This window comes from Acidovorax sp. YS12 (assembly GCA_021496925.1).
Classification (GTDB): domain Bacteria; phylum Pseudomonadota; class Gammaproteobacteria; order Burkholderiales; family Burkholderiaceae_C; genus Paenacidovorax.
Genome location: CP053915.1, coordinates 2964980 through 2986685, shown reverse-complemented (window position 1 = coordinate 2986685; position 21706 = coordinate 2964980). Strand labels below are relative to the sequence as shown.

Annotated in this window: 23 protein-coding genes; 12 read left to right on the top strand and 11 right to left on the bottom strand. The window is 68.1% G+C overall.

All coding sequences use genetic code 11. From position 1 onward, the window contains the following. Nucleotides 1-15: 15 nt before the first annotated feature. The 4 genes from YS110_13560 to sucC all read right to left on the bottom strand — a co-directional run bounded on the left by YS110_13560 (nucleotide 16) and on the right by sucC (nucleotide 3918). Entirely contained in the window at nucleotides 16-657 is a 642-nt protein-coding gene (locus YS110_13560; protein ID UJB65706.1) for an FHA domain-containing protein, read from the bottom strand. Nucleotides 658-695: 38 nt separating this feature from the next. Continuing rightward, nucleotides 696-1514: a Stp1/IreP family PP2C-type Ser/Thr phosphatase gene (locus YS110_13555; protein ID UJB65705.1), complete on the bottom strand. Its 819-nt coding sequence runs from the start codon at nucleotides 1512-1514 to the stop codon at nucleotides 696-698. Between the two features lie 328 nt (nucleotides 1515-1842). Beyond that, nucleotides 1843-2739, bottom strand: a complete 897-nt coding sequence (locus YS110_13550; GenBank protein ID UJB65704.1) for a PGL/p-HBAD biosynthesis glycosyltransferase — start codon at nucleotides 2737-2739, stop codon at nucleotides 1843-1845. Between the two features lie 18 nt (nucleotides 2740-2757). Next, nucleotides 2758-3918, bottom strand: a complete 1161-nt coding sequence (sucC, locus tag YS110_13545; GenBank protein UJB65703.1) for an ADP-forming succinate--CoA ligase subunit beta — start codon at nucleotides 3916-3918, stop codon at nucleotides 2758-2760. 50 nt (nucleotides 3919-3968) lie between these two features. On the opposite strand from sucC, the gene argC reads away from it, so the two are divergent. Together argC and YS110_13535 are read left to right on the top strand one after the other, a co-directional pair. Next, entirely contained in the window at nucleotides 3969-5021 is a 1053-nt protein-coding gene (gene argC / locus YS110_13540; protein ID UJB67452.1) for an N-acetyl-gamma-glutamyl-phosphate reductase, read from the top strand. A gap of 125 nt (nucleotides 5022-5146) precedes the next feature. Then, complete coding sequence (locus YS110_13535) at nucleotides 5147-5614, top strand: CZB domain-containing protein (protein UJB65702.1); 468 nt, start codon at nucleotides 5147-5149, stop codon at nucleotides 5612-5614. Here YS110_13535 and recX read toward each other — a convergent pair. Both recX and recA read right to left on the bottom strand, forming a co-directional pair. After that, nucleotides 5608-6066: a recombination regulator RecX gene (gene recX, locus YS110_13530; GenBank protein ID UJB65701.1), complete on the bottom strand. Its 459-nt coding sequence runs from the start codon at nucleotides 6064-6066 to the stop codon at nucleotides 5608-5610. The two genes, YS110_13535 and recX, sit on opposite strands and share 7 nt — an antisense overlap. A gap of 75 nt (nucleotides 6067-6141) precedes the next feature. Next, complete coding sequence (recA, locus tag YS110_13525) at nucleotides 6142-7206, bottom strand: recombinase RecA (protein ID UJB65700.1); 1065 nt, start codon at nucleotides 7204-7206, stop codon at nucleotides 6142-6144. Nucleotides 7207-7362: 156 nt separating this feature from the next. Here recA and YS110_13520 point away from each other — a divergent pair, with 156 nt between their 5' ends. The 3 genes from YS110_13520 to YS110_13510 all read left to right on the top strand — a co-directional run bounded on the left by YS110_13520 (nucleotide 7363) and on the right by YS110_13510 (nucleotide 10145). Beyond that, nucleotides 7363-7845: a MarR family transcriptional regulator gene (locus YS110_13520; GenBank protein ID UJB65699.1), complete on the top strand. Its 483-nt coding sequence runs from the start codon at nucleotides 7363-7365 to the stop codon at nucleotides 7843-7845. A gap of 106 nt (nucleotides 7846-7951) precedes the next feature. Then, entirely contained in the window at nucleotides 7952-8626 is a 675-nt protein-coding gene (locus tag YS110_13515) for a response regulator transcription factor (GenBank protein ID UJB65698.1), read from the top strand. 70 nt (nucleotides 8627-8696) lie between these two features. After that, complete coding sequence (locus YS110_13510; protein UJB65697.1) at nucleotides 8697-10145, top strand: sensor histidine kinase N-terminal domain-containing protein; 1449 nt, start codon at nucleotides 8697-8699, stop codon at nucleotides 10143-10145. Between the two features lie 46 nt (nucleotides 10146-10191). On the opposite strand, the gene YS110_13505 is transcribed toward YS110_13510, so the two are convergent. Next, nucleotides 10192-10506: a hypothetical protein gene (locus YS110_13505; protein UJB65696.1), complete on the bottom strand. Its 315-nt coding sequence runs from the start codon at nucleotides 10504-10506 to the stop codon at nucleotides 10192-10194. A gap of 170 nt (nucleotides 10507-10676) precedes the next feature. Here YS110_13505 and YS110_13500 point away from each other — a divergent pair, with 170 nt between their 5' ends. Beyond that, nucleotides 10677-11390, top strand: coding sequence for a Crp/Fnr family transcriptional regulator (locus tag YS110_13500; protein UJB65695.1), 714 nt, complete (start codon nucleotides 10677-10679; stop codon nucleotides 11388-11390). Nucleotides 11391-11483: 93 nt separating this feature from the next. On the opposite strand, the gene YS110_13495 is transcribed toward YS110_13500, so the two are convergent. From YS110_13495 to YS110_13485, 3 genes are read right to left on the bottom strand one after another with little or no spacing between them, the layout of a single operon-like run. Continuing rightward, complete coding sequence (locus tag YS110_13495; GenBank protein UJB65694.1) at nucleotides 11484-12176, bottom strand: SPOR domain-containing protein; 693 nt, start codon at nucleotides 12174-12176, stop codon at nucleotides 11484-11486. A 10-nt stretch (nucleotides 12177-12186) separates the two neighbouring features. Next, entirely contained in the window at nucleotides 12187-12981 is a 795-nt protein-coding gene (locus YS110_13490; protein UJB65693.1) for a biotin--[acetyl-CoA-carboxylase] ligase, read from the bottom strand. Then, on the bottom strand, nucleotides 12978-13484 hold the full coding sequence (locus YS110_13485) for an SET domain-containing protein-lysine N-methyltransferase (protein ID UJB65692.1): 507 nt from the start codon (nucleotides 13482-13484) through the stop codon (nucleotides 12978-12980). The genes YS110_13490 and YS110_13485 overlap by 4 nt, the downstream gene beginning before the upstream one ends. 102 nt (nucleotides 13485-13586) lie before the next feature. Between YS110_13485 and YS110_13480 the strand changes: the two genes are divergently transcribed. The 5 genes from YS110_13480 (at nucleotide 13587) to YS110_13460 (ending at nucleotide 19411) form a co-directional block, all read left to right on the top strand. Beyond that, nucleotides 13587-16511, top strand: a complete 2925-nt coding sequence (locus YS110_13480) for a DNA topoisomerase III (GenBank protein UJB65691.1) — start codon at nucleotides 13587-13589, stop codon at nucleotides 16509-16511. 23 nt (nucleotides 16512-16534) lie between these two features. Then, a complete protein-coding gene (locus YS110_13475) occupies nucleotides 16535-17314 on the top strand; it encodes a helix-turn-helix transcriptional regulator (protein ID UJB65690.1) in 780 nt (259 codons plus the stop codon). A gap of 202 nt (nucleotides 17315-17516) precedes the next feature. Continuing rightward, on the top strand, nucleotides 17517-18044 hold the full coding sequence (locus tag YS110_13470) for a YbhB/YbcL family Raf kinase inhibitor-like protein (protein ID UJB67451.1): 528 nt from the start codon (nucleotides 17517-17519) through the stop codon (nucleotides 18042-18044). Nucleotides 18045-18102: 58 nt separating this feature from the next. Then, nucleotides 18103-18441 (top strand): DUF4124 domain-containing protein, encoded by a 339-nt coding sequence (locus YS110_13465; GenBank protein ID UJB65689.1) that lies wholly within the window; start codon nucleotides 18103-18105, stop codon nucleotides 18439-18441. Nucleotides 18442-18622: 181 nt separating this feature from the next. After that, on the top strand, nucleotides 18623-19411 hold the full coding sequence (locus YS110_13460) for a tyrosine-protein phosphatase (protein UJB65688.1): 789 nt from the start codon (nucleotides 18623-18625) through the stop codon (nucleotides 19409-19411). A 75-nt stretch (nucleotides 19412-19486) separates the two neighbouring features. On the opposite strand, the gene YS110_13455 is transcribed toward YS110_13460, so the two are convergent. Continuing rightward, on the bottom strand, nucleotides 19487-19933 hold the full coding sequence (locus YS110_13455; GenBank protein ID UJB65687.1) for a transcriptional regulator: 447 nt from the start codon (nucleotides 19931-19933) through the stop codon (nucleotides 19487-19489). A gap of 165 nt (nucleotides 19934-20098) precedes the next feature. Between YS110_13455 and YS110_13450 the strand changes: the two genes are divergently transcribed. Beyond that, nucleotides 20099-21691 carry an MCP four helix bundle domain-containing protein gene (locus YS110_13450; protein UJB65686.1) on the top strand — a complete coding sequence of 531 codons (1593 nt, stop codon included), beginning with the start codon at nucleotides 20099-20101 and terminating at the stop codon, nucleotides 21689-21691. Nucleotides 21692-21706 lie beyond the last annotated feature (15 nt).

Here is a 21706-nt window from a genome sequence, read left to right as displayed (position 1 = left end):
TCTGTGCGCGTAGCGTCAGCGTTGCATGAACTGCATTTGCGTACCGGCTAGATCCAGTACGTCACCGCTGTGCAGTGGAATCGGATCGGTGCCGATGGGTTGCCCATTGAGGGTCGGGGGTTGTTCTCCGTCAACGTGGGTCAGCACGTAGCCATGGGGCCGTTTGGTGATCGAGGCAACAGCAACGCCAGGTTTGCCAATCGTGGTGACAATTTTGACAAGATCAACTTCGCGCCCTGATGCCGCACCAGACAGTACCTTGATATAGGCACTCATCGCGGGGGCGGAAGCCGCTGCTGGCCGAGGAACCGGGGCGGGGGGGAGTTGGCCCGGCTTGAAGATCATGGTCTTTTCGAAGTCCGGGTGCTGGGCTTCGTTCAGGAAGCGGATCTTGTACTTCCCAATGTCAATGATGTCGCCCGTGTGCAATGTGTGGTGCTTAACGGCTTGGCCATTGATGTAGGTGCCGTTGGTGCTTCCCAGATCCTCGATTTCGACATGGTCGCCGCGAAGGTGGACGACGGCGTGCTCGCCGCTGACGGCAAGGTTGTCGATGACGATATCGTTGTAAGGGCGCCGCCCCAGGGAGGTACGCTCCTTGGTCAGCGGGACTTCCTTGATGACAACCCCGTCGATCGAGACGATCAATTTGGGCATGGTCAACTCCTGGCTTTTATTTGTAGTGGGAGAAAAAATCAGACACGTGGGCTGCTCTTGTGCAAAAAGCGGGAAATGAATCCCCGTTTGCGATTTTCTGCTTGCGCTTGTACCAGTACGACACTGATATTGTCGCGACCGCCAAATGTGTTGGCGGTATCAATGAGCAGGTTGGCTTTTTCTTCGAGGGAAACAGGGGTGCTGGCAAGCATGAGCAGTTCGTGGTCATCCATCATGTCGGTAAGACCATCAGAACAAAGCAAGAATAAGTCCTGCGGCAGCACCTGGAACTCATTGATCTCCATGGGTGTGCTTTCCTCAACCCCCAGTGCGCGGGTGACAAGGTTGCCGTTGCCAGATTGCGCCGCTTCCTCGGGGGTCATCAGCCCGGCATCCATCTGCTCTTGCAGCCAGGAATGATCCCGGGTGATCTGCTGCAGCTGGCCGTCGCGCAGCCGATAGCAACGTGAATCACCCATATGACCCAGCACCAGCCGGTCTTGCACAAACACGGCTGCCACCAGCGTTGTACCCATACCCGCACACTGAGGTTGTTGCAGGGCGGTATTCAACACGGCCAAGTTGGCTTCCTGAACGCTTTCTTGTAGGGCCTTGCGCACATCGCTGGTGGTAGGGGTGGTGCCAGCGTGGGCGAACCAGCGCGCCATCGCGTGTTGCGTGATGGAGATGGCCATATTGCTAGCCACCTCGCCTGCGTTGTAGCCCCCCATGCCGTCGGCCAGCAATGCCAAGCCAATCTCGGGCGCCGTGGCAACGGCGTCCTCATTGTTCTTGCGCACGCGGCCGCAATCGGTCCGGGCATAAAAGAGATATTCCATGCGGGAATGGGGTGTCATGCGGCCATCTTCCCGCTGCCTTGGCTCGCTGCATTCTGGAGGGTGTGCGCCTGCTGGGTTACCACTTGATGAAAATCCGCCATGTCATGCCCTGTTGCGTTGCGTCATGCATCATAGACGAGGGTATTTTTTGTAGAACGGATTTTTGTTGACGCAGGGTACGTGGCCCTTCCAAAAGGCAGAGAGCATGATTGTAACCAGAAGTGTGTCTCAGTTACGTTTTGCTTTGAGGCGTTGGCTGTCGGTGCGCCAGAGCTTGTGATGGATCAAAAAAAAACGCCCGCAACTTGTTCGGTTGCGGGCGCGGTGCGCGGAGGAACGCGCGCGCTTATTTCAGCTGGGCCTTGAGCAGCTTGCCCAGTTCAGAGGGGTTGCGTGTGACCACGAAACCACACTCTTCCATGATGGCCAGCTTGGCGTCGGCCGTGTCGGCGCCGCCGGAGATCAGCGCGCCAGCGTGGCCCATGCGCTTGCCGGGAGGGGCTGTCACGCCAGCGATGAAGCCCACCACAGGCTTCTTCATGTTGGCCTTGCACCACTGGGCGGCTTCGGCTTCGTCGGGGCCGCCGATTTCGCCGATCATGATCACGGCGTCGGTGTCTGGATCGTCGTTGAACGCCTTCATCACGTCGATGTGCTTCAGACCGTTGATCGGGTCACCACCGATACCGACGGCGCTGGACTGGCCCAGACCCACTTCGGTCAGCATGGCCACAGCTTCGTAGGTCAGCGTGCCCGAGCGGCTCACCACACCAATGCGGCCCTTGCGGTGGATGTGACCGGGCATGATGCCGATCTTGATCTCGTCGGGCGTGATCAGGCCAGGGCAGTTGGGGCCCAGCAGCAGGGTCTTCTTGCCGCCAGCAGCTTCCTTGGCCTTCATCTTGTTGCGCACTTCCAGCATGTCACGCACGGGAATGCCTTCGGTGATGCAGATCGCCAGGTCCAGATCAGCTTCCACGGCTTCCCAGATGGCAGCGGCTGCGCCTGCTGGGGGCACGTAGATCACCGACACGGTGGCGCCGGTTTGCTGGGCGGCTTCCTTGACGGTGGAGTAGATTGGGATGTTGAAGATCGACTCACCGGCCTTCTTGGGGTTCACGCCGGCGACAAAGCAGTTCTTGCCGTTGGCGTATTCCTGGCACTTCTCGGTGTGGAACTGGCCAGTCTTGCCCGTGATGCCCTGGGTGATGACCTTGGTGTCTTTGTTGATGTAGATCGACATGTGTGTTCTCCGGGCTTCTTACTTGACTTCGGCCACGATCTTGGTGGCGGCTTCGGCCATGGTGTCGGCGGCGATGATGGGGAGACCGGATTCGGCCAGCATCTTCTTGCCCAGTTCTTCGTTAGTGCCCTTCATGCGCACGACCAGCGGCACGTTCAGGTTCACGGCCTTGCAGGCCGTGATCACGCCGGTGGCGATGGTGTCGCACTTCATGATGCCGCCGAAGATGTTGACCAAAATGCCCTTGACCTTGGGGTTCTTGAGCATGATCTTGAAGGCTTCGGTGACCTTCTCGGGGGTAGCGCCACCGCCCACGTCCAGGAAGTTGGCAGGCTCGCCGCCAAACAGCTTGATGGTGTCCATGGTGGCCATGGCCAGGCCAGCGCCGTTCACCAGGCAGCCAATGTTGCCGTCCAGGCTGATGTAAGCCAGGTCGAACTTGGAGGCCTCGACTTCCGCCGGATCTTCTTCGTCCAGGTCGCGCAGGGCCACGATCTCGGGGTGGCGGAACAGGGCGTTGGAGTCGAAGTTGAACTTGGCGTCCAGGGCGATGATGTTGCCCTTGCTGTCGCAGTTCAGCGGGTTGATTTCCACCAGCGATGCATCGGTGTCCATGTAGCACTTGTAGAGCTTCTGGAACACGTCGGCTGCCTGGTCAGCGGCGCCGCCGGTCAGGCCCACAGCCTGGGCGATCTTCAGGGCTTGTTCCTTGCCCAGGCCGGCCAGCGGGTCGACCAGTTCAGTGACGATCTTCTCGGGCGTGCTGTGCGCCACTTCTTCAATGTCCATGCCGCCTTCGCTGGACGCGATCACGGCCACCTTCTGGCTGGCGCGGTCGGTCACGAGGGACACGTAGTATTCCTTCTGGATGTCGGCGCCATCTTCGATGTAGAGGCGGCGAACCTTCTGGCCTTCGGGGCCGGTCTGGTGCGTGACCAGCTGCATGCCCAGGATCTGCTCGGCCAGCTTCTTGACGTCGTCAATGCTCTTGGCCACCTTCACGCCGCCGCCCTTGCCGCGGCCACCTGCATGGATCTGCGCTTTCACGACCCAGACCGGGCCGCCGAGTTTCTGGGCCGCTTCCACAGCCTCTTGCACCGTGAATGCAGGAATGCCGCGCGGAACGGGCACACCAAAATTGCGCAAGATTTCCTTGCCTTGGTATTCGTGAATCTTCATGAGGGTCTCTCTCAGGGAAGGGTGGTACTAACCCGTTTGCCATGATTGGTATGTCTGGCCGCGGGCTCGGGACATGGCAATCAACGAATGTATCATGTTGCGACGCACCATACCTGTTGCGGAACTTACAGACCCCGGCGCAATCGAGGGTCTCTTATTTCTTGGACCAGGAGCCCCCCATGTTCAAAGTTTTCATCGACGGCGAAGCCGGAACCACGGGCCTGCAAATCCGTGAACGCCTGAAGGACATGGCGCAGGTGGAGCTGGTCAGTATCGACCCAGCGCTGCGCAAAGACGCGCAGGCCAAGCAGGCGTTGATGGGCGCGGTGGATCTGGTGATTCTGTGCCTGCACGACGACGCAGCGCGCGAGTCCGTCGCGTTGATCGACGGCCTGCCGGGCCGCAAGCCCCGCATCATCGACGCCTCCACCGCGCACCGCACGGCGCCCGGCTGGGTCTATGGCTTTGCGGAACTGCAGGCCGGCCAGGCGCAGGCCGTGGCGGCGGCCGAGCGCGTGGCCAATCCGGGCTGCTATGCCACGGGTGCCATCGCCCTGGTGCGCCCGCTGATCGACGCTGGGTTGCTGGCGGCCGATATGCCCCTGTCGCTGCCTTCGGTCAGCGGCTATTCCGGCGGCGGGCGCCCCATGATCGAGGCCTACGAGGCCGGCCAGGCGCCCTTGTTTGAAACCTACGCCTTGGGCCTGCAGCACAAACACATTCCGGAAATCATGCACTGCACGGGGCTGACGGCGCGTCCGCTGTTCATCCCCTCGGTGGGTAACTTCCGCCAAGGCATGTTGGTGAACCTGCCTCTGCACCTCGACCAGTTGCCTGGCCGCCCGCAGGCCGCCGATTTGCACGCCGCCTATGTGGCGCACTACGCCAAGAGCAACACGCCGGCCCAGTTCGTCAAGGTGTTGCCGCCCACCGAAGACGGCAAGCTCGATGCCACGGCACTGGAGAACACCAACCTGCTGGAGATTCGCGTTTTCGCCAGCGACGCGCATCGCCAGGCCGTGGCCATTGCGCGGCTGGACAACCTGGGCAAGGGTGCCAGCGGCGCTGCCGTGCAGAACCTGCAGTTGATGCTGGGCTTGTAAGCAGGCCCGAGCCCCGCCTCCAGGGCTGCCCGGAGTTGACGTCGGTTATTTGCCCACTGTCATAGTATGGTCAAATTGTCCCAAGTCAGATCGACTGGGATCTGTTCGTCATTACAGGTGTATTCATGTTTCTTGACAGTGTTCTGAAGAATTTTTTTGGCATTGGCGCTGCGCCCAAAAAAGAGCTGGCCGACGAAGTGGCGCGTGCGGCGGTGAACGTGGACTTTGAAATGGCCATCGCCGCCCATGAAAACTGGAAGCTACGGCTCCAGGCTTTCCTTGAAGGTCGCTCCACCGAGCACTTCGTGGCCGAGGAAATCTGTTTCGACGACCGCTGCGACCTCGGCAAGTGGATACACACGGCAGGGCGGGCCAAGCTCGGCGCCTTCCCCGGCTTCACTGCCTTGCAGGGGCACCACAAGATGTTTCACTACGCCGCATCGAACGTGGTGGCGCTGGCCCAGGCGGGCAAGACCGACGAGGCCCGCAAGATGCTGGACGTGCAGTTCGCCCAGCATTCGAACGAGGTCATGCGCGACCTGAAAATGCTGAACGTGCTGGCGAGCGAAGGCAAACTCGATACACGTCACTGACCATCGCCGTCCGGCGCGCCGCGCAGCACGCGGCGCACGGTGTCGCCGCTGAAGCCCCGCGCGGCCAGAAAGCGCATCTGCCGCGCACGCTCCTGCGGCGTCGCCGCAGGCGTGCCAAAGCGCTGGCGCCACACGGCGCGCGCGCGTTCCTCTTCCGTTTCGCGCAGTTGCGCGGCCTGGGCGCGCACCAGGTCTTCGCTCAGCCCCTTGCCGCGCAGTTCCTGCACCAGGCGCTGGGTGCCAAGCCGGGCCGCGCGCCGGTGCACGAGCGACTCGGCCACGCGCGCTTCGTCGATGAAGCCCTTGGCCTGCAGGTCGTGCAGCACCGCTTCAAGGTCGTCGTCTTCCTCCACGTGGCGCGCGAGCTTGCTGGCCAGTTCGGCACGCGAATGCTCGCGCTGCGCCAGCAGGCGCAGCGCACGGCCCTTGAGGGAGAGCTTCTGGAATGCCATGCTATTGCTTTACTAGCTGCTGGCGCTTGATGGGAGCGCCTTGCGGGCATTTTCCCTTGAAACTCCCGCCCTGGCTCAGGCGCCCTCTGCTTCGGCTGCCGCTGCCGCTGCGGGCGGCAGTTGGGCAATGCCCAGTTGCTCGCGCACGCGGTTTTCGATTTCCCGCGCCAGGTCGGGGTTCTCGCGCAGGAATTCGCGCGCGTTGTCGCGGCCCTGGCCGATCTTCTCGCCGCCGTAGGCGTACCAGGCGCCGCTCTTTTCGATGATGCGCGCGTTCACGCCCATGTCGATGATCTCGCCCTCGCGCGAGATGCCCTCGCCGAACAGGATGTCGAACTCGGCCGTCTTGAAGGGCGGGCTGACCTTGTTCTTCACCACCTTCACCTTGGTCTCGTTGCCGATGGCTTCCTCGCCCTTCTTGATGGTGCCGGTGCGGCGGATGTCCAGGCGCACCGAGGCGTAGAACTTCAGCGCGTTGCCGCCCGTGGTGGTCTCGGGGCTGCCGAACATCACGCCGATCTTCATGCGGATCTGGTTGATGAAGATGACCGTGCAGTTGGTCTTCTTGATGGTAGCCGTGAGCTTGCGCAGCGCCTGGCTCATCAGGCGCGCCTGCAGGCCGGGGAGCTGGTCGCCCATGTCGCCTTCGATTTCGGCCTTGGGCGTGAGCGCGGCCACCGAGTCGACCACGATCAGGTCCACGGCGCCCGAGCGCACCAGGCTGTCGACGATCTCCAGCGCCTGCTCGCCGGTGTCGGGCTGGCTGATGAGCAGGTCGTGGAGCTGAACGCCGAGCTTGCTGGCGTACTGCACGTCGAGCGCGTGCTCGGCATCGACGAAGGCGCAGGTGCCGCCGAGCTTCTGCATCTCGGCGATGACCTGCAGCGTCAGCGTGGTCTTGCCCGAGCTTTCCGGGCCGTAGATCTCGATCACGCGGCCGCGCGGCAGGCCGCCCACGCCCAGCGCGATGTCCAGGCCCAGCGAGCCGGTGGAGACGACCTGGATGTCCTCGATCGCCTCGCCCTCGCCCAGCCGCATGATGGTGCCCTTGCCGAACTGCTTCTCGATCTGGGCCAGCGCGGCCTGCAGGGCCTTGGCTTTTTCGCTCTGGTCGGCGGCGGTCTTGACGGGGGTGTCCATGGTGTTGCTCCTCTTGGTGGCCATTGGTGCTTTCAGTAAAGAACTGTCTTGAAAAACAGTCTGTATGCTTGAACAGTAGTTTAGGAGCTTCTCATCTTATCGCAAATGAAATTTTGGTCAGTTTGCCTGACAATTGCGTGCACGATGAATCCTCCGATGGACACGACGAATTTGCCCCCCGATTGGCGCCAGGCCCACCTGGGGCGCCTGCTGGGCCATGCCATGCGCCGCTTCGACGCGCGCGTGCTCGAACTCATGGCGCGCGATGCCCTGGTGCCGCTGGCCTTGTCGAACCTGGCTGCGCGCGACCAGGTGGGCGCGGCGCATGTGCACATCACGCGCCACCTGTCGCTGCGCGGCGACCGGCTGACGGACCTGGCGCAGCGTGCGGGCATGGCCAAGCAGTCCATGGCGGCGCTGGTGGACCAGTGCGCGGCCTGGGGGCTGGTGGCGCGTGAGAGCGACCCGCGCGATGCGCGCGCGCGCATCGTGCGCTTCACGCCCCTGGGGCTCGATTGGCTGCAGGCCTTCCGCCGCGCCGTGGCGCAGGCCGAGGCCGAGTTCCGCGCCGAGGTCGGGGCCGAGGTGGCCACGGTGGTGGCGCTGGGGCTGGAGGCCTATGCGGGCGGGTTCGCCTAATGCCTGACCAGTGCCGTGCCGTGGACATGGCCCTCTAGAATCTTCCCAGCGGGGGCGTGCAACGTTTCGTTGCCTTTTCACGCCCGCCTACCAGGAGACATACCCCATGCGCATTCTCATCGCCGAAGACGACCAGGTGCTCGCCGACGGCCTGCTGCGCACGCTGCGCGCCTCGGGCGCCGTGGTGGACCACGTGGCCAGCGGTACCGAAGCCGATACGGCCCTGATGACGACCAGCGAGTTCGACCTGCTGATCCTCGACCTGGGCCTGCCCAAGATGCACGGCCTGGAAGTGCTCAAGAAGCTGCGCGGCCGGGGCTCGGCGCTGCCGGTGCTCATCCTCACCGCGGCCGACAGCGTGGAGGAGCGCGTCAAGGGCCTCGACTTCGGCGCCGACGACTACATGGCCAAGCCGTTCAGCTTGCAGGAGCTGGAAGCGCGCGTGCGCGCCCTCACGCGCCGCGGCATGGGCGCCACCAGCGCCACCATCAAGCACGGCCCGCTGGTGTACGACCAGGCCGGGCGCGTGGCCACCATCGACGGCAAGATGGTCGAGCTCTCGGCGCGCGAGCTGGGCCTGCTCGAAGTGCTGCTGCAGCGCGCCGGCCGCCTGGTGAGCAAGGACCAGCTCGTCGAACGCCTGTGCGAGTGGGGCGAAGAGGTGAGCAACAACGCCATCGAGGTCTACATCCACCGCCTGCGCAAGAAGATCGAGCGCGGGCCGATCCGCATCGCCACGGTGCGCGGGCTGGGCTACTGCCTGGAAAAGATCCCGCACTGACCGTGATGTTTGCTGCTATTGAATGAATAGCTGTCAGCGCTTTCCACATAAGCGCTAGAGGCCAGAAACCTTGAAAATCTTCCAGCGCGAGCAGCGCTCCCTGTTCGGCGAAATCCTCGACTGGATGCTCACGCCGCTGCTGCTGCTGTGGCCGGTGAGCCTGGCGTTGACCTGGCTGGTGGCGCAGGGCCTGGCCAACAAGCCGTTCGACCGCGCGCTGGAGTACAACGCGCACGCGCTGGCCCAGCTCGTCACGGTGCAGCGCGGCCGGGTGCAGTTCAACCTGCCGCAGTCGGCCAGCGAAATCCTGCGCGCCGACGAGTCCGACACCGTGTACTACCAGGTGCTCGCGCCCTCGGGGCGCTTTCTCTCGGGCGAGCGCGACCTGCCCCAGCCGCCCGAGGACGAGGTGCCGCAGACCGGCGAGGTGCGGCTGCGCGATGCCGAACTGCGCGGCGTGGACCTGCGCATGGCCTACATCTGGGTGCGCCTGCCGCTGCCGGGCGAGCCGATGGCGCTGGTGCAGGTGGCCGAGACGCGCGAGAAGCGCAGCATGCTGGCCACCGAGATCATCAAAGGCGTGATGCTGCCGCAGTTCGTCATCCTGCCGCTGGCGGTGCTGCTGGTGTGGCTGGCGCTGGCGCGCGGCATCCAGCCGCTGAACCAGCTGGAGGAACGCATCCGCGCGCGCAACCCCGACGACCTCTCGCCGCTCGACCACAAGGCCGTGCCGCTGGAGGTGGCGCCGCTGGTCGATTCGGTGAACGATCTGCTGCGCCGCCTGGGCGACTCCATGGCCACGCAGAAGCGCTTCCTGGCCGACGCCGCGCACCAGCTCAAGACGCCGCTGGCCGGCCTGCGCATGCAGGCCGACCTGGCGCAGCGCGAAGGCACCAGCACCGAGGAGCTGAAGCAGTCGCTGCAGCAGATCGGCCGCGCCAGCATGCGCGCCACGCACACCGTGAACCAGCTGCTGGCGCTGGCGCGCGCCGAGGGCGGCGCCATGGTGCTGGCGCACCAGCCGTGCGACCTGGCGCGCCTGGTGATCGAGGTGGTGCAGGACTCGGTGCCGCGCGCGCTCGACAAGCGCATCGACCTGGGCTACGACGGCGCCGAGCCCGGCGCCGAAGGCGTGTGGGTGGACGGCAACCCCACGCTGCTCAAGGAGCTGGCGCGCAACCTGCTGGACAACGCCATCAACTACACGCCGTCGAGCGACGCGCGCCCCGGCGTCATCACCGCGCGGGTGCTGGCCGACCGCTTCAGCCACGTGGTGCTGCTGCAGGTCGAGGATTCCGGCCCCGGCGTGCCGGAGAGCGAGCGCGAGCTGGTGTTCCAGCCCTTCTACCGCGCGCTGGGCACCGACGCCGACGGCTCGGGCCTGGGCCTGCCCATCGTGCAGGAGATCGCGCGCCAGCACGGGGCCGAGGTGCTGGTCGAGGACGTGCACCCGGGCCACAACCCGCCGGGTGCGCGCTTCAACGTGCGCTTTCCCGAGCGGCGCGCCGCGCCCGAGTGAGGCGCAGAGGGATGTGCCCAGGGATGGGCCGGATGACGTGCCCGGGTCACTGGGCCACGGCCGGGGCCGTGCCGCCCGCCACCTGCGCGCCGGACTGCTGGCGCGCCACCTCGGCAGCGTACTCGGGGCCGCTGCGCAGGCGCTGGTAGGTGGCCACGCGCCGCTCGTAGTCGAAGCTGCTGGCCGGGTCGGAGCCGCTCAGCGCGCTGTGGCCCAGGCCGGCGCGGTTCCACAGGTTCAGGTCGGCCCGCACCTCGGCCTGGCTCGGGCCGCGCGGTGCGCCGGCATCGGTGGACTGGGCCGAGGCGGCGCCCGCGAAGGCGAGGGTGGCGGCGGCGAGCAGGAGGGTGGTTTTTTGCATGGTCGTTTGCCTTTCTGAGCGAGTGCAGCGCGAATGCGTTCTGCTGGAAGGCAGTGTCCGTGCGCGCCGCCGCCGCGTATGTGCGCTAGCGCACAGCTTTCGGCAAGTCGCGCCAGGGCGCGCCGCCGGCACGGGCGGGATAATCGGCCCCCGGTTCCTCACGTCCCCGCATGCCTGCTTCCACCCCCGCGCGTTCCAGCCTCGCGCTGCGCCGTATCCACTTGCTCCAGGGCCTCGAAGAAGCCTGCCTGCAGCGCCTGGCCGCCGAGTGCGACTGGCGCAGCATCGGCGCGCGCCGGCCGATTTGCATGCGCAACGCCGTGGGCACCGAGGTGTTCTTCCTGGTTTCGGGCAGCGCGCGCATCACCAGCTATTCGCTGCAGGGACGCGAGGTGTCGTTCCGCGACTACGAGGCCGGCGCCCACTTCGGCGAACTCGCGGCGCTGGACAACACGCCGCGCATGGCCGACGTCATGGCCCTCACGCCCTCGGTCGTGGCCTGCCTGCCGCACCAGGCGTTCCGCGCGCTGCTGGAGCGCGAGCCAGCCATCGCCCTGCGCGTGATCGGCGAACTCACCCTCATGGTGCGCGGGCTGGCGCAGCGTGTGATCGACCTGTCCACCCTGGGCGTGCAGACGCGCCTGCATGCCGAGCTGTTGCGCCTGGCGTGCCAGGCCGGCGTGCAGGACAACCAGGCGCGGCTCGACCCCGCGCCCGCGCATGCCCTGCTGGCCAGCCTGATCAGCACCAGCCGCGAGCAGGTCACGCGCGAAATGGGCCAGTTGGCCAGGAGCGGCCTGCTGCGCAAGGACGGCGCGCATGCCCTGGTGGTGACGGATGTGCAGTGCCTGGATGCGCTGGTGGCGGCCATGCGCGGCGCCTGACGATCGGTACGGGAGTAAAGGCCAAATCGGCATCAAACGCCCGCTAGGCAAGCGTGAGAAGCTATTGAAAAAGGAGCGAGTGGCGCGTACCGCTCAATTGCAGGCGGCCAGCGGCCTGCCCGCCAGCGCGCCCTGCAGCGCATCGAGCCGCGGGCGCAACGGCGCGTCCACCGCGGGCAGGCGCAGGGTGTAGGCCTTGGCCTCGGCGCGCTCCACCACCACGCGCGCGGTGCGCACGCCCTGGCGCGCCAGGTCGCGCAGGGCCACCTGCGCCCGCTCCTCGCTGGAAAAGCGGCCCAGCGACAGCCCCGGCTCCAGCGCCGCGCCGGGCCGGTCGTAGGCAATGCCCAGGGCGCGCAGTTCGGTGCGTTTCTTGTCCACGGTTTCCGCGTCGGGGAAGCGGCCCATGTAGACCATCCAGCGCCCGGGCACCACCACGGCGTCCAGCGTCCAACTGCCCGGGGGCAGCGCGGCGGCGGCCTGGCGCAGCGCGGCGGCCTGGCGTTCGTCGAAGCTGCCGGCCTGCAGGCATTGCGTGGACGATGGCGCGGGCTGTGCGGCAGGGGCCGCCGCAGCCGCCTCGGCGGGCTCCGGTTCGTCCGTGGAGGCTGGCGCCTGGCCCTGGGCGGGCAGCAGCTTCAGCGCGTCGGGGTTCAGTTGCCGCTCCAGGCGCTCGGGCTCGGACTGCGTGGCGGGCGCCAGGCCCCAGGCGCGCAGCAGGCCCTGGCTCCAGGCGTAGTAGCCGGCGTTGGCCAGCAGCAGGATCAGGACGGCAAGACGCAGCATGGGGGCTCTTTCAGGAAGCGGCAGGGACGGGGCGTACGCTCACCTCGGCGCTGGTGATGGCCTGCCGCCCCTGCGCTGTGTGCACGATGAGCGCGCCGTCCGCCGCCACGCCCTCGCACTGGCCGTGGCGGCCGTCGCTCAGCGTCACCTCGCGCCCGCGCAGCAGGTCGCGCGCGGCGTAGCGTGGCTGCAGCGGCGCGAAGCCCGTGCGCGCGAAGCCGAGTACGGCCTGCACCAGCGGCACGGCCACGCGCGCCAGCGCGGCCGGTGCGTCCAGCGCCGGGTCCAGCTCCTGCAGCCAGGCGGGCGGCGTGGCCAGCCCGTCGGTGGCGCGGGGGCGGATGTTCAGCCCCGCGCCGATGACGCAGTAGCGCTGGCCCGCCGCGCCGCCCGCGCCCACGCTGCCCGCCGTCTCGATCAGGATGCCGCAGAGCTTGCGCGTGCCGTCCAGCCACAGGTCGTTGGGCCATTTGATGGCCACGCGCGGGTGCAGGCTCTCGGCCAGCGACAGGCCCACGGCCAGCGACAGGCCCGACCAGTCGCGCGGCGCCAGCGGCAGGCCGAGCGAGAAGGTCAGCGCGTCGCCCGTGCCGCTGTGCCAGGGCTTGCCCAGGCGGCCGCGCCCGGCGTTCTGGCGCTCGGCCACCAGCAGCACCGGGTCGCACTGCCCGGCGCGGGCGCGGCGCGTCAGCTCGCTGTTGGTGGAGTCGATCTCGGGCAGCACCTCCACGCTGAAGCCCGGCAGCAGCGGGTGCAGCGCCTCCCAGAGGGCCTCGGCGGGCCAGCGCAGCGGGGCGGCGCTCATGCCCGCTCCCCGGGGCCGGGCGGATTCCAGCCGCGCTTGGGCGCCAGCAGCGTGCCCCGGCACTGCGCGCTGCCGCACCAGCAGGGGTACTCGGCCTTGAGCTTCTTCGTGTAGCGCTCCTCGATGATGAGGCCGTAGTCGTAGTTCAGCTCCTCGCCCGCGGCGATGTTGCGCAGCGCGGTGATGAAGATGCGCCCGTCCTGCTCGTCGGCGTAGCAGTTGGGCGCGCAGCTGTGGTTGATCCAGCGCGCCGAGTTGCCGCCGTGGTTGGCGTCGATCACGCGGTCTTCGTCGACGTGGAAGTAGAACGTGTGGTTCGGCTGGCTCGGGTCGTGCGGGTGGCGGTCCTGCGCCTCCTGCCAACTGATGACTTCGCCGGTGTACTCGATGAGGACTTCGCCCTCGGCGATGTCCTGCAGCGCGAAAACGCCCTTGCCATGGACGCCCGAGCGCCGGGTCTGGATACGCCGGCCGGGGGAAGAAGGGGGAGCGCTGCGGGGCATGCGAAAACTCTGCTACTTTGTATAGGCACACACATGCGCGTGCGCGTGCACGCGTGAAGCGACGCATTGTAGAAGCGCCCTGGCGGGCGGAACGAAACACCCATGAGCAAGACACTGGTCATCGCAGAAAAACCCTCGGTCGCGCAAGACATCGTGCGCGCCCTCACGCCCGTGGCGGGCAAGTTCGACAAGTACGAAGACCACTTCGAGAGCGCGCACTACGTGGTCACCAGCGCCGTCGGCCACCTGGTGGAAATCCAGGCGCCCGAGGAATTCGACGTCAAGCGCGGCAAGTGGAGCTTCGCCCACCTGCCGGTGATTCCGCCGCGCTTCGACTTGAAGCCCGTGGACAAGACCAAGAGCCGCCTGGCCGCCGTGGTCAAGCAGGCCAAGCGCAAGGACGTCACGGCCCTGGTGAACGCCTGCGACGCGGGCCGCGAGGGCGAGCTGATCTTCCGCCTGATCGAGCAGTACGCGGGCGGCGCCAAGGGCGGTTTGGGCAAGCCCGTCTCGCGCCTGTGGCTGCAGAGCATGACGCCGCAGGCCATCCGCGACGGCTTCGACCACCTGCGCAGCGACCAGCAGATGCAGGGCCTGGCCGCCGCCGCGCGCAGCCGCAGCGAGGCCGACTGGCTCGTGGGCATCAACGGCACGCGCGCCATGACGGCCTTCAACTCGCGCGACGGCGGCTTCTTCCTCACCACCGTGGGCCGGGTGCAGACGCCCACGCTCTCGCTGGTGGTGGAGCGCGAGGAAAAGATCCGCAAGTTCATCAGCCGCGACTACTGGGAAATCCACGCCGGCTTCGCCGCCCAGGCGGGCGAGTACCTGGGCAAGTGGTTCGACCCGCAGTGGAAGAAGAGCGACGACCCCGAGGCCCGCGCCGATCGCCTGTGGAACGCGCAGGACGCCCAGGCCATCGCCGACGCCGTGCGCGGCAAACCCGCAGTGGTCACCGAGGAGGCCAAGCCCACCACCCAGGCCAGCCCGCTGCTGTTCGACCTGACCAGCCTGCAGCGTGAGGCCAACGGCAAGTTCGGCTTTTCCGCCAAGACCACGCTGGCGCTGGCGCAAAGCCTGTACGAGCGCCACAAGGCCCTGACCTACCCGCGTACCGACTCGCGCGCGCTGCCCGAGGACTACCTGCCCGTGGCGCGCCAGACCTTCGAGATGCTCGCCGGCTCGCCCATGGGCCACCTGGCGCCGTTCGCGCGCCAGGCGCTGCAGGACAACTACGTGCGCCCGACGAAGCGCGTGTTCGACAACAGCAAGGTAAGCGACCACTTCGCCATCATCCCCACCCTGCAAGCGCCCAGCGGCTTGAGCGAAGCCGAGCAGAAGCTCTACGACCTGGTGGTGCGCCGCTTCATGGCGGTGTTCTTCCCCAGCGCCGAATACCAGGTGACGACACGCATCAGCAAGGTGGCGCAGCACAGCTTCAAGACCGAGGGCAAGGTGCTGGTCAAGCCCGGCTGGCTCGCCATCTACGGCAAGGAAGCCGCCAACGAAGTGGAGGGCGGCAAGGACGGCGACAAGGGCCAGCCCCTGGTGGCGGTGCAGCCCGGCGAGCAGCCGCTGGCCGCGCACGCCACCGCCAAGGGCCTGAAAACCAAGCCGCCCGCGCGCTACAGCGAAGCCACGCTGCTCGGCGCCATGGAGAGCGCGGGCAAGCAGATCGACGACGACGAGCTGCGTGAAGCCATGCAGGAAAAGGGCCTGGGCACCCCGGCCACGCGCGCCGCCATCATCGAAGGGCTGCTGACCGAAAAGTACATGCTGCGCGAAGGCCGCGAGATGATTCCCACGGCCAAGGCGTTCCAGCTCATGACGCTGCTGCGCGGCCTGCAGGTGGAAGAGCTGTGCCGCGCCGAACTCACCGGCGAGTGGGAATACAAGCTGGCGCAGATGGAAAAGGGGCAGCTCAGCCGCGAAGCCTTCATGCAGCAGATCGCCGCCATGACCGAGCGCATGGTGAAGAAGGCCAAGGAATACGACCGCGACACCATCCCCGGCGACTACGCGACGCTTGCCGCGCCCTGCCCGAACTGCGGCGGCGTGGTCAAGGAGAACTACCGCCGCTACGCCTGCACGGGCACGGGCGGCCATGGCGAGGGCTGCGGCTTCTCGTTCGGCAAGTCGCCCGCTGGCCGCACCTTCGAGACCGCCGAGGCCGACCAACTGCTGCGCGAGCGCCGCATCGGCCCGCTGGAGGGCTTCCGTTCCAAGGCGGGCTGGCCCTTCACCGCCGAAGTCGCCATCGTGCGCGACGAGGAGGCGGGCAACTACAAGCTCGAATTCGACTTCGGCGACGACAAGGAGGACGAATCCGGCGAGCTGGTCGATTTCAGCGCCCAGGAAAGCCTGGGCCCCTGCCCCGTGTGCGGCGCGCCCGTGTACGAGCATGGCGCCAACTACGTGTGCGCGCGCGCCGTGCCCACGGCGCAGCAGCCCGCGCCTTCGTGCACCTTCAAGAGCGGCCAGATCATCCTGCAGCAGCCCATCGAGCGCGCGCAGATGACCCGGCTGCTGCAGGAGGGCAAGACCGGCCTGCTGGAGAAGTTCATCTCCAACCGCACGCGCCGCCCGTTCAAGGCCTTCCTGGTGTGGGACAAGGAGGCCGGCAAGGTCAACTTCGAGTTCGAGCAGCGCGACAGCAAATACCCCGCGCGCAAGACCGCTGCTGCGAAAACAGGAGCTGCCAGCGCAAGCCGCACGGGCGCTGCGGCCAAAAAAGCCACCAAACCCGCAGCAAAAACCGCCGCAACCACCGCCGCCAAGGCCCCGCGCAAGGCCAGCGCCGCCAGCGGCAAGCAGCCCAGCGCCGCGCTGGCCGCCGTCATCGGCAGCGAGCCCGTGGCGCGCCCCGAGGCCGTGAAGAAGCTGTGGGACTACATCAAGGCCCACAACCTGCAGGACCCGAAGGACAAGCGCACCATCCGCGCCGACGACAAGCTGCGCGCCGTGTTCGGCAAGGACAGCGCCGGCATGTTCGAGCTGACCGGCCTGCTGGGCGCACACCTGGGGTGAGGTGACTGCCCTGGAGGGGCACCATGGCTGAGCCCCCGGCCCTGTCGCTGCAGATCGCCACGGCGGTGCACCACCGCATCCACACCGTCACGGTGCGCATGGATGCCGTGGGCTGGGTCGTCTCGGGCACCAAGCAGCTTGTGGCCTCGGGCGGCACCCACCGCTACCCCAGCGGCCAGGTCTTCGTGCTGCCGCGCGGCGCGCAGTGGGAGGTGGTGAACGACCCCGCGCCGCACGGCCGCTATGTGGCGCGCCTGCTGTGCTTCGCGCCCGAGCTGGTGGCCCAGTTCCACCAGCGCTTCGGCCAGTTCGCGGGGCTGGCGCCCGTGAGCGGCTGCGCGCGCCTGCCAGCCGACGCCGCCTTCCAGTCCAGCTACATGCACGCCCTGGCCGCGCTGGAGGACGCCGCCAGCTCGCCCGCCCTGCGCGCCCACCGCGCGCTCGAAGTGCTCCTGCTGCTGGCCGAGTCCGGCATCGTCTTCGCCGCACCGGGCGAGCTCGGCTGGGCCGAGCGCGTGCGCCGCCTCATCGGCCCCATGCCCCATGCGGACTGGACGGTGGAGCGCATCGCCGCCGCCTTCGCCACCAGCGCCAGCACGCTGCAGCGCCGCCTGGCCGACGAAGGCGAAACCGTGCGCCAGTGCCTGCGCGACGTGCGCCTGGAGACCGCGCTGGCGCTGCTGCAAAGCACCACGCTGCAGGTGTCGGACATCGCTGCGCGCTGCGGCTACGCCTCGCACAGCCGCTTCAGCGCGGCATTCCGCGCGCGCTTCGGCTTCCCGCCCTCGCAGTTGCGGCCCTGAACCATCGTCCGCCCCGCAGGCGCGTGCCGCATTGCGCACAGCCATTGCGGCGCCAGGGCCAGCGTACCGGGCGCGGGCGCGCCACCATGGGGCCTTGTTCTTCACCAAGCCAAGGAGTCCCTCCGTGCCACACACCCTCGCTACCGCCGCCCGCCGTCCCGCACGCTGGGCGCTTGCCTGCCTGCTCGCGGCGGGCACGGCCATGGCGGCGCATGCCGCGCCACCGTTCACCCTCACCAGCCCGGCCTTCGCCGAAGGCAGCACGCTGCCCCAGCCCATGGAGTTCGACGGCTTCGGCTGCGCGGGCGAAAACCAGTCGCCCCCGCTGCAATGGAGCGGCGCCCCCGCAGGCACGCAAAGCTACGCCGTCACCATGTACGACCCCGACGCCCCCACCGGCTCCGGCTGGTGGCACTGGACGGTGGTGAACCTCCCCGCCAGCGTCACGGCGCTGCCCGCCAACGCCGGCGCGGCCGGGGGCGCGCGCCTGCCCGGGGGCGCCAGCCACGTGCGCACCGATTTTGGCGTGGCGGCCTGGGGCGGCCTGTGCCCGCCGCCGGGGGATGCGCCGCACCGCTACGTGTTCACGGTGCATGCGCTCAAGGTGCCCCGGCTCGACCTGCCGGCCGATGCCACCGCCGCCCTGGCGGGCTACATGATCCACGCCAACAGCCTGGGCCGCGCCACGCTGACCGGGCGCTACGGCCGCCCGGCCGCGCCAGTCCGCTGAAGCGGCCATGGCGTAAGCTCGGGGCCGCTCCATCCGCCCGGTTCACCCCGCCCACGCCATGCGCAGCCGCACAGAAAAAGCCCTCTGGTTCTTCCTCGCCCTGGCGGCGGCGGCCGCTGCCGCCCTGGCGTGGTGGACGGCCGACCAATGGCTCCCCCAGGCCCAGCCCTGGGCGGAGCAGGCGCTGCGCCGCCTCACCCGCCCCGGTCCCGGCACCTTGCCCGCGGGCGCCCCGGGCCAGGCCGCGCCCGCGGCGGGCACGGCCGCCTCGCCGCCTCCGGCACCGCCGCGCAAATGCGTGGATGCGCAAGGCCGCACGACCTACACCGACCAGCCCTGCCCTGGCGGTACGCGCGAGCACGGCGTGGACGGGGTAGTCACGGTGCTGCCCCGGTGAGTGCGCTATTCGATTGATAGCTGGTGGCGCTTGCCTGGAAAGCGCTGGAGGCCTTTTTGCATGCCTTCGCTGGTGTGTCCGGCAGGCCGCCGTTCCGTGCGGGCCCCGGTAACCCCGTGACACCGGGCGTCACGCGCTTCGACTAAGCTCGGCCGTTCCTTCCACTGCCACCGCCCCGCCCATGCCCCACACCCCGTTGACCCCGCTTGCAGACCTTGCCGACTCCGCCGCGCCTGCCCGCTCCGTGCCGTTGGCCGGGGCCAGCAATTTCCGCGATCTCGGGGGGTATCTGGGCCGGGATGGGCGCACGGTGAAGTGGCGGCGCCTGTTCCGTTCCGACCACCTGGCGGCGCTCACGCCGCAGGACCAGGACCTGCTGGCCCGCCTGGGCGTGGCGCGCAGCATCGACTTTCGCGGGCAGGCCGAGAGCGCGGCCCATGCCTACCGGCTGCCCGGGGTGGATTACCGCCACCTCGTCATCGAGCCCACGGTGATCCAGCGCGCGCTGGAGCTGCAGCGCACCGGCCAGCACCTGACGGCGCAGGACGCCGTGGCGCTGATGCAGGACACCTACCGGGGCTTCGTGCGCGAGAGCGCGCCGCGCTTCGCCGAGCTGTTCCGCCTGCTGCTGGACGGGCAGGACGCGCCCCTGGTCTTCCACTGCACGGCCGGCAAGGACCGCACCGGCTTCGCGGCGGCGCTGATCCTGCAGGCGCTGGGCGTGCCGCGCGCGGTGGTGATGCACGACTACCTGCTCACCAACACGCTGTACCGCCGCCCCGCGGGCTTGGGCGGCCACGCCCCCGACGAAGTGCTGGCCGTGCTCTGGCGCGTGCAGGAGGACTTCCTCGAAGCCGCCCTGCACCTGGTGGACGGCGAGTACGGCGGCATGGACACCTACCTGGCCGACGTGCTGGGCGTGGACGCCGCTGCCCAGCGCGAGCTGGCGGCGCGCTACCTCCAGCCCTGAAACTCCTGTTTTGATAGCTGCTGGCGCTTGCCTGGCAAGCGCCAGGGCCGTTTTTCATTCAAAACCCGGTACCCGTCAGCCCGCGGCCGAATCGCGCTGGTGCACCAGCAGGGTTTCGATCACGGCGCGGACCACCCGGCGGTGGGGCGGCTCCAGCAGGCTCCAGTCCTGCAGCAGCGAGGCGTCTTCCAGCGTCAGCGCCGGGGCGTTGCGAAAGGACGGGCGGGCGCTGCCCGGCGCCTGGTGCGCCGCGTACGCCCCGTTGGTGCCGTAGCCCCAGCGCAGCCAGCTTTCATCCACGTCCAGCCAGCGCGCCAGCACCTGCAACTTGTCCTGGGTGGGCAGCGACTGGCCCAGCAGCCATTTGCGCACGGCATGGCTGGTCACGGGTTTTCCAAGGTAGCGCAGGTTGAACTCCCGTTCCAGTGCGGCGGGACTCGCGCGCTTGCCTTGGCTCTGCAGCGCCTGGTGCAGGCGCTGCGCGAAACCACTTGCTCCGTCGGGCTCTTGCGTGGGGGTCATAGGGTGAAAACTATCACCGCCAGTAAAAGCGTGATGTAACTGCGGTATGTCAATATTTTTACTTTGGTAAACTAATACGCTATACCTCGGTATGAATACGGGTTTTCCAGAGCCATGGGCCCGGTTTGTCTTCGGGAGGCTGGCGGCAGCGCCAAAGGAAGAAGCATGAAAAACTGGAAGATCGGCACCCGGCTCGCCGTGGGTTTTGCGCTTGTGCTGGCACTGCTGGTGCTCATCGCCTGGCGGAACGTGCAGGGCCTGGCCGCGCAGGATGCCGCCACCCAGCGCATCACCCAGCGCGCGCTGGCCAAGGAGCGCGCCGCCAGCGACATCAACCGGCTCGTGAACGTGTCCGTGCGGCGCACCACGGCCATCGTCAAGAGCAGCGACCCCTCGCTCGGCACCTACTTCGCCGAAGACACCAAGGCCACCACGGGCGAGGCCCGGGAACTGGCCGAGCGCATCACGGCGCTGCTGGAGAGCGCGGAAGAAAAGGACATCTGGAACCAGTACCAGGCCGCCATTGACGCCTTCATCGTCGCGCGCGATGCGGCGGTGGCGGCCCGGATCGAGGGCCGCGCCGAGGAGGCCGAGCGCCTGCTCGCCCAGAGCTACGAGCCTGCCGCCCGGCGCATGACGGCGGTGGTGCAGGCGCTGCTCGACCTGGAGCGCGCCGCCATCGACGCCGACGCCCGCAGCGCCCACGAGGAGTCCGAGAGCGCCCGCTTCTCGACCATCGCCACGGGCGCGCTCGCGGTGGCGCTGGGCGCGTTGATCGCATGGCGGCTCACGCGCGGCATCGTGCGCCCGCTGGAGCACGCGGTGCAGGTGGCGAACACCGTCGCCGGCAACGACCTCACGAGCACCATCACCGCCGATGCGCGCGACGAAACGGGCCAACTGCTCGCCGCGCTGCGGCGCATGAACGACAGCCTCGCCCAGGTCGTGGGCCAGGTGCGCGGCGGCGCCGAGGGCATCGCCACGGCGTCCGGCCAGATCGACGCCGGCAACCAGGACCTGTCGAGCCGCACCGAAGAGCAGGCCAGCGCGCTGCAGCAGACCGCCGCCTCCATCGAGGAACTGGCCAGCGCTGTGCGCCACAACGCCGACAACGCGCGCACCGCCAACCAGCTCGCCGTGCGCGCGGCCCAGGCCGCCGCCGAGGGCAGCCGCGCGGGCGAGGGGGTGATCCGCACGATGGGCGAGATCGACGCGGCGTCGCACAAGATCGCCGACATCATCGGCGTGATCGACGCGATCGCGTTCCAGACCAACATCCTGGCGCTGAACGCGGCCGTGGAGGCGGCGCGCGCGGGCGAGCAGGGGCGCGGCTTCGCCGTGGTCGCCTCCGAGGTGCGTGCCCTGGCCGGGCGCAGCGCGGCGGCGGCCAAGGACATCAAGGCGCTGATCGAGGACTCGGTCGCCAAGGTCGAGCAGGGCAGCGCGCAGGTTGCCGAGGCCGGGCGCCAGGTGGAAGCCATCGCGCAGAGCAGCCAGCGCGTGGCCGACATCCTGGGCGAGATCAGCGCCGCCAGCGCCGAGCAGAGCCAGGGCATCGAGCAGGTGAACCAGGCCATCGGCCAGATGGACCAGGTGACGCAGCAGAACGCCGCGCTGGTAGAAGAATCCGCCGCGGCCACGGGCGCGCTCAAGGCGCAGGCCGGGCAACTGGCGGCGGCGGTGTCCGTGTTCCGGCTGGCCGGCGCCACCGCGCTGCCGGCGCGGCGGGGCGCTGCGCTGGCCCTGCCCTCCGCGTGACGCCCGGGCCCACCG